General features: G+C 66.0%; 11 protein-coding genes. 4 read left to right on the forward strand and 7 right to left on the reverse strand.

The annotated features are described in order from the left end of the window. Positions 1-16 precede the first annotated feature (16 nt). Genes SPHN_RS07425 through SPHN_RS07435 form a run of 3 tightly spaced genes read right to left on the reverse strand, consistent with a single transcriptional unit; the run spans position 17 to position 2,441 of the window. Positions 17-445: an acyl-CoA thioesterase gene (locus tag SPHN_RS07425; protein ID WP_248522469.1), complete on the reverse strand. Its 429-nt coding sequence runs from the start codon at positions 443-445 to the stop codon at positions 17-19. Further along, positions 445-1,221, reverse strand: coding sequence for a sulfite exporter TauE/SafE family protein (locus SPHN_RS07430; RefSeq protein ID WP_248522471.1), 777 nt, complete (start codon positions 1,219-1,221; stop codon positions 445-447). The genes SPHN_RS07425 and SPHN_RS07430 overlap by 1 nt, the downstream gene beginning before the upstream one ends. Before the next feature lie 11 nt (positions 1,222-1,232). Beyond that, positions 1,233-2,441 carry an LL-diaminopimelate aminotransferase gene (locus SPHN_RS07435; RefSeq protein WP_093398371.1) on the reverse strand — a complete coding sequence of 403 codons (1,209 nt, stop codon included), beginning with the start codon at positions 2,439-2,441 and terminating at the stop codon, positions 1,233-1,235. Positions 2,442-2,784: 343 nt separating this feature from the next. On the opposite strand from SPHN_RS07435, the gene SPHN_RS07440 reads away from it, so the two are divergent. The 3 genes from SPHN_RS07440 to clpS all read left to right on the forward strand — a co-directional run bounded on the left by SPHN_RS07440 (position 2,785) and on the right by clpS (position 5,858). After that, positions 2,785-4,497 (forward strand): PHA/PHB synthase family protein, encoded by a 1,713-nt coding sequence (locus SPHN_RS07440; protein ID WP_248522473.1) that lies wholly within the window; start codon positions 2,785-2,787, stop codon positions 4,495-4,497. Positions 4,498-4,599: 102 nt separating this feature from the next. Beyond that, positions 4,600-5,328: a phasin family protein gene (locus SPHN_RS18415; protein WP_282580494.1), complete on the forward strand. Its 729-nt coding sequence runs from the start codon at positions 4,600-4,602 to the stop codon at positions 5,326-5,328. 191 nt (positions 5,329-5,519) lie between these two features. Then, entirely contained in the window at positions 5,520-5,858 is a 339-nt protein-coding gene (gene clpS / locus SPHN_RS07450; protein WP_131587736.1) for an ATP-dependent Clp protease adapter ClpS, read from the forward strand. 148 nt (positions 5,859-6,006) lie between these two features. Here clpS and SPHN_RS07455 read toward each other — a convergent pair whose 3' ends face one another. Continuing rightward, on the reverse strand, positions 6,007-6,690 hold the full coding sequence (locus tag SPHN_RS07455) for a Crp/Fnr family transcriptional regulator (protein WP_235982972.1): 684 nt from the start codon (positions 6,688-6,690) through the stop codon (positions 6,007-6,009). A gap of 228 nt (positions 6,691-6,918) precedes the next feature. Here SPHN_RS07455 and murA point away from each other — a divergent pair, with 228 nt between their 5' ends. After that, a complete protein-coding gene (gene murA / locus SPHN_RS07460) occupies positions 6,919-8,202 on the forward strand; it encodes a UDP-N-acetylglucosamine 1-carboxyvinyltransferase (RefSeq protein WP_248522475.1) in 1,284 nt (427 codons plus the stop codon). A gap of 275 nt (positions 8,203-8,477) precedes the next feature. Here the strand turns inward: murA and phbB are convergent, their stop codons facing one another. From phbB to SPHN_RS07475, 3 genes are read right to left on the reverse strand one after another with little or no spacing between them, the layout of a single operon-like run. Then, a complete protein-coding gene (gene phbB / locus SPHN_RS07465; RefSeq protein ID WP_248522477.1) occupies positions 8,478-9,200 on the reverse strand; it encodes an acetoacetyl-CoA reductase in 723 nt (240 codons plus the stop codon). Positions 9,201-9,231: 31 nt separating this feature from the next. Next, positions 9,232-10,239, reverse strand: a complete 1,008-nt coding sequence (gene hemH, locus SPHN_RS07470; RefSeq protein WP_248522479.1) for a ferrochelatase — start codon at positions 10,237-10,239, stop codon at positions 9,232-9,234. Further along, the gene (locus SPHN_RS07475; RefSeq protein ID WP_248522480.1) at positions 10,236-12,422 is read right to left on the reverse strand and encodes a xanthine dehydrogenase family protein molybdopterin-binding subunit; all 2,187 of its coding nucleotides are present in this window, start codon (positions 12,420-12,422) and stop codon (positions 10,236-10,238) included. The genes hemH and SPHN_RS07475 overlap by 4 nt, the downstream gene beginning before the upstream one ends. Positions 12,423-12,522 lie beyond the last annotated feature (100 nt).

The following is a 12,522-nucleotide window of genomic DNA, read 5'->3' on the forward strand; positions in this document are numbered from 1 at the left end:
GATGACGGAGGTGGTGTCAGCATGACAACGGCAATGCTTCCAACACCTCACGGATCGCGTCCGGAAGCGCCACCGCGCGGCCTGTTTCCAGATCGACATGCACGCTGACCATGGTGATCACCGTATGCAGATCCCCGGTCTCCGCATGCGCGAGTTCGAAGCGTTTGGTCAGGCTCGTCGTACCAAGCTTCTCGATCCGCACGAACGCTTCCACCGTATCGCCGAGGCGGAACGGCTTGAGGTAATCGATCTCCGTCCGCCGCACGTTGAACTCGGTGGTCGGCCAGACATCCGGCAGCGCCTCCGCGATCCCGGTCCATTCCCAGAACTCGGTGACCGCGACGTCGGCATATTCGAGATAGCGCGAGTTGAAGACGATGCGCTGGCCGTCGATCTCGGCATAGCGCACGCGGAACCTGGTCGAGAAGGCGAAGCCGGGCCGCATCAGAAGATCAGCTTCACGCCGACCAGCGCCAGCACGGTCGCCAGCACCGGGACCAGCACCCGGTCCGAGACGCGCGTGGCGATCAGGCTGCCGACGATGATGCCGGGGATCGAGCCGATCAGCAGCGACACTAGCAGGTCGACGTCGACCGAGCCGAGGATCCAGTGGCCGATCCCGCCGAGCAACGTCAGCGGCACCGCGTGCGCGATGTCGGAGCCGACCAGCCGGTTGATCGGCAGCGTCGGGTACAGGATCAGCAGCGCGGTCATGCCCAGCGCGCCCGCGCCGACCGAGGTCAGCGACACCAGCACGCCGAGGACCGCGCCGAGCAGGATAGTCAGCATCGCCTGACGCTCGCCGCCGACGGTGCCCACGCGAGGGGTCAGCCACGCGACGATCTTGCCGCGAAAGAAGGTCGCGACCGCCGACAGGATCAGCGTCACGCCGAGCACCACGGTGATCGCATGGCCCGTATCGGACGATTTCTCGCCGAGATGGTTGAGCACCAGCAGCGTCGCGATCGCCGCAGGGACGCTGCCGGTCGCGAGCCGGCGCACGACCTGCCAGTCCACCGTGCCGCGCCAGCCATGCACCGTCGTGCCGACCGTCTTGGTCGCCGAGGCGTAGAGCAGGTCGGTGCCGACCGCGGTGGCGGGGTGGAAGCCGAAGACAAGCACCAGCAGCGGCGTCATCAGCGACCCGCCACCGACACCCGTCAGCCCGACGATGAGGCCGACGAGCACGCCGGCCACCGAATATAACGGATTGATATCCACGCTGGCGAAGGTCAGCCGGCGCCACGCGCGGGCGTGTTGACGCCCATCGACTGGAGATATTTCTTCACGTTGCGCGCCGCCTGGCGGAGCCGTTGTTCGTTCTCGACCATCGCGATCCTCACATAGCCCTCGCCGTTTTCGCCGTAGCCCACGCCTGGGGCCACGGCGACGTGTGCGTGAGTCAGCAATTGTTTGGTGAACTCAAGGCTACCTAAATGCGCGAGCGCGGGTGGCAGCGGGGCCCAGGCGAACATGCTCGCACGGGGGCTCGGTATGTCCCAGCCGGCGCGGCCGAAGCTCTCGACCAGCACGTCGCGGCGCTTGTGATAGAGCTGGCGATTACGCTCGACGATGTCCTGCGGGCCGTTGAGCGCGGCGCAGGCGGCGGCCTGGATCGGCGTGAACGCGCCGTAATCGAGGTACGACTTTACCCGCGTCATCGCCGCGATCAGCGTCTTGTTGCCAACCCCAAAGCCCATCCGCCAGCCGGCCATCGAATAGGTCTTGCTGAGCGAGGTGAACTCGATCGCAACGTCCTTCGCGCCCGGGACCTGGAGGATCGAGGGGGTCGGCTTGCCGTCGAAATACAGCTCCGAATAGGCGAGATCGGAGATCACCCAGAGCTTGTGCTTCTTGGCGAACGCGACGACGCGCTCGTAGAAGGCGAGGTCGACGACCTCGGCAGTCGGGTTCGACGGATAGCCCATCACCAGCACCGATGGTGCGGGGACTGTGAACGCCATCGCGCGCTCGAGGCTCTCGAAATACGCCTCGTCGGGCGTGGTCGGCACCGCGCGGATCGTCGCGCCGGCGATGATGAAACCGAAAGTGTGGATCGGATAGGACGGGTTGGGCGCGAGCACGACGTCGCCGGGCGCGGTGATCGCGGTGGCGAGACTCGCGAGGCCCTCCTTCGAGCCCATCGTGACGACGACTTCGGTCTCGGGATCGACGTCGACGCCGAACCGGCGACCGTAATAGTTCGCCTGAGCCTTGCGCAGGCCTGGGATGCCCTTCGACTGCGAATAGCCGTGCGCGCTGGGTTTACGCGCGACTTCGACGAGCTTCTCGATGACGTGCTCGGGCGGCGGCAGGTCGGGATTGCCCATGCCGAGATCGATGATGTCCTCCCCGCCCGCGCGCGCCGCCGCCCGCATCGCGTTCACTTCGGCGATGACGTAAGGTGGCAAGCGTTTGATGCGGTAGAAGTCTTCGGACATGATCAGCCTCAAGCTGGAGGAGCGGGTGCTGTACCGCAGGTGAAGGGAGGCGTCACCCACTCCGTACCACCGCGTTCGTCACCTCCGATTTAGTCGTGATTCCATTTCCCAAACCCGTCAGCCCAGCGAAAGCTGGGGTCTCCCTGTTGTTGAAGGGTATGGCCCGAACCGGGATACCCCAGCTTTCGCTGGGGTGACGGGTTTTGTTGCGGGCGACGGACTTTACTCGGGTGGCGGGCTTTGTTGCGCGTGACGGTAGAGGCGAGTGACGGCAGGGGCGGGTGACAGTCGGCTTCCGCTGACGGCACACCTGCGTTAAGCTCCGGAAAAAGCAGAGGACGTCATGGCCGAAACTCCTCCTACCCCGAACTTGCCCGATCTCCAGCATTGGACCTGGGTGATGGGCCGTGCGCAGCAGATGATGATGGAGCAGGGGCTCGCCGCGATGCAGCCGCCGGCCGAGACGATTCCGGTCATTCCCGGCTTCACCGACCCCGCCACGCTGGAACGCGCGCGCGATTTCTGGACCGAGAGCCTGACATTGTGGCAGCGCTTTCTCGATCCGGCCAAGGCGCCCAAGCCCGCCCCCGTCACCGACAAGCGCTTCAAGGCGCCGCAGTGGCGCGAACCCGTGTTCGACCTGATCCGGCAGAGCTATCAGTTGATCGGTGATCATATGCTCCGCGGCGTCGAGGCGGTCGATGGCCTCGACCCGAAGCAGAAGGAGCAGTTGCGGTTCGCGACCAAGGGGTTCGTCGACGCGATGAGCCCGACCAATTTCGCGCTGACCAACCCGCAGGTGATCGAGAAGACGATCGAGACGCGCGGCGAGAATCTGCTGAAAGGTCTGCAGAACATGATGGCGGATCTTGCCCGCGGGCAGGTGACGCATACCCCCGACGGCGCGTTCGAACTCGGCCGCAACCTGGCGATGACGCCGGGCAAGGTGATCAAGCGCACGCCGCTCTACGAACTGATCCAGTACAGCCCGACCACCGAGACCGTGCTGGCGACGCCGCTGGTGATTTTCCCGCCGTGGATCAACCGGTTCTACATTCTCGATCTGACGCCGGAGAAGAGCTTCATCCGCTGGGCGGTCGAGCAGGGCATCACGGTGTTCATGGTGTCGTGGAAATCGGCCGACGCGAGCATGAAGGATGTCGTCTGGGACGATTATGTCGGCGCGCAGGTCGAGGCGATCGACACGGTCCGCGACGTGCTCGACGTGCCGGCGGTCCATACGATCGGCTATTGCGTGGCGGGCACCACGCTCGCCGCGACACTCGCGCTGCTGACCGCACACGGGCAGGCGGAAAAGGTGGCGAGCGCGACGTTCTTCACAGCCCAGGTCGATTTCGCACAGGCGGGCGAGTTGCAGCATTTCATCGACGACGAGCAGCTTAAGATGGTCGCGTCGCTGTCGCCAGAGGGGTTCCTCGACGGGCGCTATATGGCGACCACGTTCAACCTGCTGCGCGGGCGCGACCTGATCTGGAACTACGTCACGCAGAACTACCTGCTGGGGCAGGATTACGTGCCGTTCGACCTGCTCCACTGGAACGGCGATACGACCAACTTGCCGGCGAAATGGCACTTAAGCTATCTGACCGACCTGTACCGCGACAATCTGCTGGTAAAGCCGGGCGCTATCAGCGTCGACGGCACGCCGCTCGATCTCACCAAGGTCAAAACGCCGAGCTATGTCCAGGCCGGGCGAGAGGATCATATCGCGCCGGCGGAGAGCGTATGGAAGCTGACTCAGCTATTCGCCGGTCCGTTGAAGTTCGTGCTGGCGGGATCGGGGCACATCGCCGGAGTCGTGAATCCCCCGGCTGCGGGCAAGTATCAGTTTTGGACCAATCCCTCGGCGCATACCACGCTCGACGACTTCGTTGCTGGGGCGACCGAGACCAAGGGAAGCTGGTGGCCCGACTGGGTCGAATGGGTCCGCGCGATCGACCCGAAAACCGTTGCTGCCAAGGGGGTTAGGCATCCCGGCAAAGGAGCCCTTGCGCCGCTCGGCGATGCCCCCGGCGAGTATGTAAAAACCCGATAGCGCTACTTTCCGTTAACGTCATGGTGCGCTGCACAATTTAATTGTGCGGCGCCACGAATCGTGTACAAAGACCGCGACATAACTCCGAAGAGAGGTGCGTGGATGGTGGATATCGTGAAACGGACGGCCAAGGCCGGTTCGAAGCTTGCCGCCGCCGCGAAACCGGTGGCTGCCGTCAAGGCCGCGACCGCCAAAGCCTCCGCCCGGACTGTCGCCAAGCCGGCGAAACCGGCACCCGAGCCGATCGCCAAGACGTCGGCACCTCAACCTCTCGCGGCTGCTTTTGTATCGCCGCACCCGGACATTCCCGCCCCGATTCCGGCCACCGCGCCAACGGGGATCCCTGCCAGCGAAACAAAGGACGCCACGATGGACACGATCCAGAGCATCACCGAGAAGACCAAGGCCCTGTTCAGCAACGGGTTCACGGGCGCCAACACCGCCGAGTATACCGAGCAGGCCAAGGGCGCGATGGAGAAGTCGGCGAAGATGGCGGAAGATTTCGTCGCATTCGGCAAGGGCAACATCGAGGCGCTGGTCGAATCGTCGAAGATCGCCGCGAAGAACGTCGAGGCGCTTGGCCAAGAAGCGGCCGAGTACGCCAAGACCTCGTTCGAGAGCGCGACCGAAGCCGCCAAGACGCTCGCCGCCGCCAAGTCGCCGACCGAGTTCATGAAGCTCCAGGGCGATTATGCGCGCACCGCGTTCGACACGATGATCGCCGAAGGCTCGCGCTCGACCGAGCGGATGCTCAAGATGTTCGGCGAGTTCGCGCAACCGATCTCGAACCGCGTCGCGGTCGCGACCGACAAGATGAAGATCTCGGCGTAAGTCGATAGCGCCACGCCTTCGGGCGGTGCGACGAGAAGGGGGCGGCCGTCATGCGACGGTCGCCCCTTTTTCGTTTGCGGATTTCGCGCGGATTTCGCGTGGGGTGTGCGGGCGCCCCCTTGCCCTTGCCCCCCGGCATGCCATATTTTGGCAGCATGGTGTTGACCCCAGAAATGAAGCTGGCCGTAATGATGGCCGAGCGCCGCGACGATGGTGGCGAGGATGGCAATGACGGCACCGGTGCCGGCATCGCGACCAAAACGCGCGCAAAGACCAAACAGCCGACGCCGTACCGCGTGCTGATGCTCAACGACGACTACACGCCGATGGAGTTCGTCGTGTTGTGTCTCCAGCGCTTCTTCCGCATGGACATGGAGGCCGCGACGCGCGTGATGCTGCATGTCCACCAGAAGGGCGTCGGGGTCTGCGGGACGTTCAGCTACGAGGTGGCCGAGACCAAGGTGTCCCAGGTCATGGATTTCGCCCGCCAGAACCAGCATCCGCTGCAATGCACGCTCGAGAAGGCGTGAGGCGCTGATACCCCTGATCCTCCCCCGCTAGGGGGAGGTGGCACCGAAGGTGACTGAGGGGGAGGTTAGCGATGACCTCCGCTTCGTGTCCTCCCCTTCCGTCTGGCAAGTGCCAGCCACCTCCCCCTGCCGGGGGAGGATCGAGAGTCTACCGGGCGGGTGGCAACCAGCGCAGGTCGAGGCCGTCGAACCGGTCGATGTAATTCGCCGCCTGCGCCAATTGCACCTCGTTGAGCAGAGTCACCCGGCCCGCCTCGCGCCGGATCAGGCCGTCCTCTTCCAATTGCCGCAGCATCCGGTTGACGTGCACCGCGGTGAGCCCGGTGGCGTCGCCGATCTCCTCCTGGGTCAGCCCGAGCGTGAAGCTGTTGCCGAGCGCCTGGTCGCGCAGCCGCATCCGGTTGCGCATCTCGATCAGCAGCGCTGCGATCCGCGCCTTCGCCGAGGTGCGGCCGAGCGCGGCGAGGCGGTCGGTCAGCGCCACCTTCTCCATCTGGTTCATCACCATGATGATCGCCGACAGCCGCGGATGATCGGTGACCAGTGCCGTCATCGCCGCGCGATCGAACGGGCACACCGTGCAATCGGTCAGCGCGACCACCGTCTCGGGCGAGTCCCGATAGACGAGCGCGGACACCGCGAGCATGTCGCCGGCATAGAGGAAGCGGAGGATCTGGCGGCTGCCGTCGTCGAGCAGCACATAGCTCATTGCCATGCCACGCTGGAGGATGAAGAGTTCGGACTGCGGATCGTTCTCCCGCAGCAGGATCGCACCACGACGCAGTTCGCGCGGGCGCTCCTCAAACCGCGCTAGCGCAGCCCTTTCGTTCATCGACAGGTCGATGAGATCGCCGACGCGGTCGGCGAAGCAGCTGTCCGGCACTCTGAAATGGTCCCCCATGTTGGTGGAGACACAGAGCAAAGCTATGATTCCCGCGCATTAAAGTCGATCAAGCGCGGGCATTAGCGCGACCCGGACTTTGGCTCCTCTCGTCGCCTCCCGGCATGTCGCGGTGTGCGGGCCCCTTGCGCGGACCGCCAGCCGCGATAGACACCCGGGATGGACCGTATTCTCATTCGTGGCGGCAATCGCCTGTCCGGGCGCCTGCCCATTTCCGGTGCGAAGAACGCCGCGCTCACGCTGATGCCGTGCGCGTTGCTGACCGAAGAACCGCTGACGCTGCGCAACCTCCCGCGGCTGGCGGATGTCGACGGCTTCGGCCATCTGCTCAACCAGCTCGGTGCGTCGACCGCGATCCAGGGGACGCGGCCGGAGGATTTCGGCCGGGTGATGACGATCCGCGCGGGCAATCTGACCTCGACCGAGGCGCCGTACGACATCGTGCGGAAGATGCGCGCGTCGATCCTGGTGCTCGGGCCGCTGCTCGGGCGTGGCGGCGAGGCGACGGTGTCGCTGCCGGGGGGGTGCGCGATCGGCAACCGGCCGATCGATCTGCATCTGCGCGCGCTCGAGGCGATCGGTGCCGAGCTCGAGATGGCGGCGGGCTATGTAAAGGCGATCGCGCCGGGTGGACGCCTGCCGGGTGGGCGTTTCCGCTTCCCGATCGTGTCGGTCGGCGCGACCGAGAACGTCGTGATGGCCGCGGTGCTCGCCAAGGGTACGTCGGTGATCGAGAACGCCGCGCGCGAGCCCGAGATCGTCGACCTGTGCAACTGCTTGGTCGCGATGGGTGCGTCGATCGACGGGATCGGCACCGAGACGCTGACGATCGAGGGCCGCGACCGGCTGCACGGCGCGACCTATGCGGTGATGCCCGACCGGATCGAGGCGGGCAGTTACGCGTGCGCCGCGGCGATTACGGGTGGCGACCTGGAGTTGGTCGGCGTGGCAATCCCGGACATGGGCGCGACGATCGATGCGCTGGTCGAGGCCGGCGTTTCGGTGACGCCCACCAAGGGCGGCGTCCGCATCGCCTCTGACGGCAAGCTGAAACCCCTGACCCTCTCGACCGCGCCCTACCCCGGATTCGCGACCGACATGCAGGCCCAATTTATGGCAATGCTTTGCATGGCCGACGGCGCCAGCGTCCTCACCGAAACGATCTTCGAGAACCGCTACATGCACGTGCCGGAACTGGCGCGGATGGGGGCGGATATCCAGGTACGTGGGCGGACCGCGGTGGTGCGCGGCGTCGACAAGCTGGTCGGGGCGCCGGTGATGGCGACCGACCTGCGCGCGTCGATGAGCTTGATCCTGGCGGGGCTTGCGGCGGATGGCGAGACGTCGGTGGGCCGGGTGTATCATCTCGACCGCGGGTATGAACGGTTGGAGGAGAAGCTGTCGGCGGTTGGCGCGGATATCGAGCGCGCCAGCGACGGGTGAGGCTGGACCTTTCCACCACCCCGGCGGAGGCCGGGGCCCAATTGGAAAGGCGTCCTGATACGCGCGTAGCATCGTTGCTAGGCAGTTCCCCCGCGAACGCGGGGGCCCAGGATCAAGCAAGACCGACCTTGATAATCCGGTAGACCTCTACTCAGCGCCGCCGGCAAAGCGGCCGTCGGACTGGTTCGGCCTGGCCGACCCGCCGGCCGTGCTGGGCGCTGCCCGCCTCGCTTTGCTCGCGGTCAACGGCGCGGACGTTGCCGCGCCTGCGCCCGTTAGTACATGTGCTGCCCGCCATTGATGCTCAGTGTAGACCCGGTAACGAACCCGCCCTCTTCCGAGCAAAGGAACGCCACACCGCGGGCGATCTCGGTAGCCTGACCCAGCCGCCCGACCGGGATCTTCGCGACGATCTTCTCCAGCACGTCGGCCGGCACCGCGGCCACCATATCCGTATCGATATACCCCGGCGCGATCGCGTTGACCGTCACGCCCGCGCGCGCGCCTTCTTGCGCCAGCGCCTTGGTGAAGCCGTGGATGCCCGACTTGGCCGCAGCATAGTTCACCTGGCCATATTGCCCGGCCTGCCCGTTGATCGAGCCGATGTTGACGATCCGCCCCCATTTGCGCGTGCGCATACCGGGGAAGACGGCCTTGGCCATGTTGAAACAACCGCCAAGATTGGTGTCCATCACCTCTTTCCAATCTTGGTACGTCATCTTCAGGATGGTGCCGTCACGGGTGATGCCGGCGTTGTTCACGACGATATCGACGTCGCCCAGATCGGCGGCGACCTGCGCGCAGCCGGCCTGGCACGCATCGTAATCGGCGACGTCCCATTTATACGCTCTGATGCCGGTGCGCTCGGTAAACTCGCGCGCGCGCTCGTCGTTGCCGGCATAGGTTGCCGCTACGGTCAGGCCCATGTCCTGCAATGCGAGGCTGATCGCTTCGCCGATTCCGCGCGTACCACCGGTTACAATTGCGACGCGTGCCATCAGTCTCTCTCCTCGTAGATTTTGCGGAAGGTTAACTTGGGCGTATCCATCCTTCAAGCTCGCGTGCCAAAATGCTGCGCAGCATTTCCACGCCGACCGGGCTGTCGTTGAGGCACGGCAGATACGCGAAATGCGTGCCGCCCGCTTCCTCGAAGCTCTCGCGACCGCGGATCGACAGTTCCTCGAGCGTCTCGAGACAATCGGCGGAGAAGCCCGGCGCAAAGATCGCGATCTTGGTCTTGCCGGCCTTCGCCAATTCGACGAGCGTCTCGTCGGTCGCCGGCCCCAGCCATTTCTGCGGCCCGAACCGCGACTGGAACGCGATCGTCAGCTCGCGGCCCATCCGCTCACCGAGCAACCGAGCGGTCTTCTGGCAGTGGCAATGATACGGATCGCCCTGCTGCAACGTCCGCTTCGGCATCCCGTGGAAGCTGGCCACGATCGCGTCGGGGGTGAAATCGAGCGCCGAAAGCCCCTCTTCGAGCGAGTCCTTCAGCGCGTCGATATAGAGCGTGTCGTCATAGTAAGGCGGCAACGTGCGGATCGCAGGCTGCCAGCGCAGTCCGGCGAGATGCTTGAACGCCTTGTCGTTCGCCGTCGCGGTCGTTGCTGCGCAATATTGCGGGTAGAGCGGCGCGAGCAGGATGCGTTCGCAGCCCGCCGCTTTCATCGCGGTGAGACGGTCCGCGATCGACGGATTGCCGTAGCGCATGGCCCAGTCGACCAGCACTTCCGCCCCGAACGAATCCTTCAACGCGGCCGCCTGCAACCGGGTGATCGCGGCGAGCGGCGAACCGTCCTCGCGCCAGACCTGCGAATAAGCATGCGCGGACTTCTTCGGGCGCGTGTTGAGAATGATGCCGCGCAGGATTGGCTGCCAGGCGATCTGCGGGATCTCGACGACACGCGAATCGGACAGGAACTCGCCGAGATAGCGCTTCACCGATTTCGCATCGGGGCCATCGGGCGTGCCGAGGTTCATCAGCAACACGCCGATGCGGGGCTTGGGAATCGGGGGGTGATCGGGAGGCAGGGTCATGGCGCTGGTCTTAAAGGCAAATTGCGGATGCGGAAGCCCGTTGACGCATAGAGCGCGTTGGCGATTGCCGGCGCGACCGCAGGGACGCCGAGTTCGCTCACGCCGCCGGACGCCTCATCGCTGCGGATGACCTCGACGGTGATGTCGGGCGTGTCGGCGAGGCGGGGCAGGGCGATCGTGTCGAACCCGCGTGCGTCGGCAAGGCCGCGGGAGAAGCCGGTGGAGGCGCCGAGTGCCGAGGCCATGCCGAAGATCAGTCCGCCCTCGATCTGCTGGCGAATGATGTCGGGATTGATATGCGCGCCGCAGTCGACCGCCGCGACGAGTCGGTCGACCACGGGGCGCCGGTCCGCGCCCATGTGTGCTTCTGCCATCACCGCGATGTAGCTGCCCCGGAACGCGTGGGCTGCGAGGCCCTGGCCGCTGCCGGCGACACCGCCGTTCCAGCCGCCGAGCGCCGCTGCGGTCGACAGGCAGCGGGCAAGTCGTGGTTCGCCGCCCAGCATGGCGATGCGGAACGACATCGGTTCGGATTGGGCCCCGCGCGCGAGTTCGTCGAGGAAGCATTCGGTGAAGAACGCGGTGTAGCCGTGTGCGCCGCCGCGGAGGTGGCCGGTCGGGATGCCGATCTCGGCAGGGTGGTGGTCGATCGCAAAGGCGGGGATGCGGTAGGCGGGCGTTGCGCCGGCCACGGCGTAGCGGTCGCCCTTGGTGCCGATCAGTGCGGCTTCGGTGGCGAGCCCCGGCATCATGCGGCGTGCCATTTCGGCGCCGGTGGCGGGGGTGGCGATGCTCGCGCTCCAGCCCATGATCGCGCCGTTGGGGGCGAGGCGTGCGGCCATCTTCGCGACTGCGGGTGCGCGGTAGTGGTCGTGGAGCGAGTCCTCGCCGCGCGACCAGACGAGGCTGACCGGGCGGCGGAGCTTGACCGCGAGGACGGCGGCTTGCTCGGCGACGTCGTGTTCGAGTGCTGCGCCGAACGATCCGCCGATCAGCATCGGGTGGACGACGACCGCCTCCTCGCTGAGGTTCGCTGCGCGCGCTGCTGCCGATCGTGCAAGACCGGGGGCTTGAGTCGCTAGCCAGAGTTCGAGGCGGCCGTTCGAGAAGGAGGCGGTCGCGCTGCGGGTCTCGATCGCTGCGTGCAGGCCGATACCGGCGCGGTAGGTTGCGGTGACGAGCTTGGCGCCCTGGAACGTCGCGGCGACGTCTCCGGTCTCCGCCATCCGCATGCCGGGGCGTGCGAGCGCGGCGTCCAGGGCTGCGTCGATCGACTCTGTGTCCGGGAGCGGGGCGTCGTTCTCGAACCGTGGCGCGAGCGCGTCGAGAGCCTTTTTTGCGGCCCACCCTGTCGTCGCGACTGCGGCCACCCAGCGCGGGTTCTCGACGACCGAGAGCACCCCTCGGATGCGATCGGCAGCGGCGCGGTCGACTCTGGTCAGGCGACCGCCGACCGGACCCTGGCGGATCGCGGCGTGGACCATGTCGGCAAAGCGTACGTCCCCGGCGAAGTTGGCCGAACCGTCGACCTTCGAGGGTGTGTCGAGACGGGGGACCGACTTGCCAACCAGCTTGCCGGCACCCTGGATGCCGAGCGGGAGGGGGTCGGGGAGCGTGAACTTCGCGGCCTCCTCGGCGAGTTCGGCGAAGCGAATGCGCTTGGCTTGATATGTGCAAAAGCCGGCATCGGCGTTGACCTGGGTCCAATCGGCGTCCCAGCGTTTCGCCGCCGCCATGCAGAGCAGGGCGCGGGCGCCTGCGCCGGCCTCGCGGCAGGCTTGCTCGAACATCCGGATCGAACTGGATCCGCCGGTTAGCATTGGTGGCTGCGGGGTGCCATTCGGGAGGCGGTCGAACAGGCCTTCGAACAGGTCGTGCGTGCCGATCGGGTTGGCGTAGAGCGGATTGAGCGGTGCCGGTTCCACCCCGATGGTGCGCCAGTCCGCGCCGAGCTCGTCCGCGACGATCTGGGGGAGGGTCGTGTAGACGCCCTGGCCGTGTTCGACCTGCGGGACGGAGACGGTGACATGGCCGTCGGTGCCGATCTTGAGCCACGCGCCGAACGGGGTTTCGCCGGGGTTGGCGACGAGATTGGGGGCGTAGGTGCGCGGCCATAGGCCCCAGGCTACGACGAGCCCGATCCCCGCGCCGCCGCCGACTAAAATCTCACGCCTGCTAATCATGAGGTGGCTCTAATCCTTCTCCCCCACGGGGAGAAGGTGGCGCGGAGACACGTCTATCTTCCCTCGTCATCCTGACGAAAGTCAGGACCCAGAGCCAAGC

Origin of the sequence: Sphingomonas faeni, from assembly GCF_023195535.1 — a bacterium.
Taxonomy (GTDB): Bacteria; Pseudomonadota; Alphaproteobacteria; order Sphingomonadales; family Sphingomonadaceae; genus Sphingomonas; species Sphingomonas faeni_B.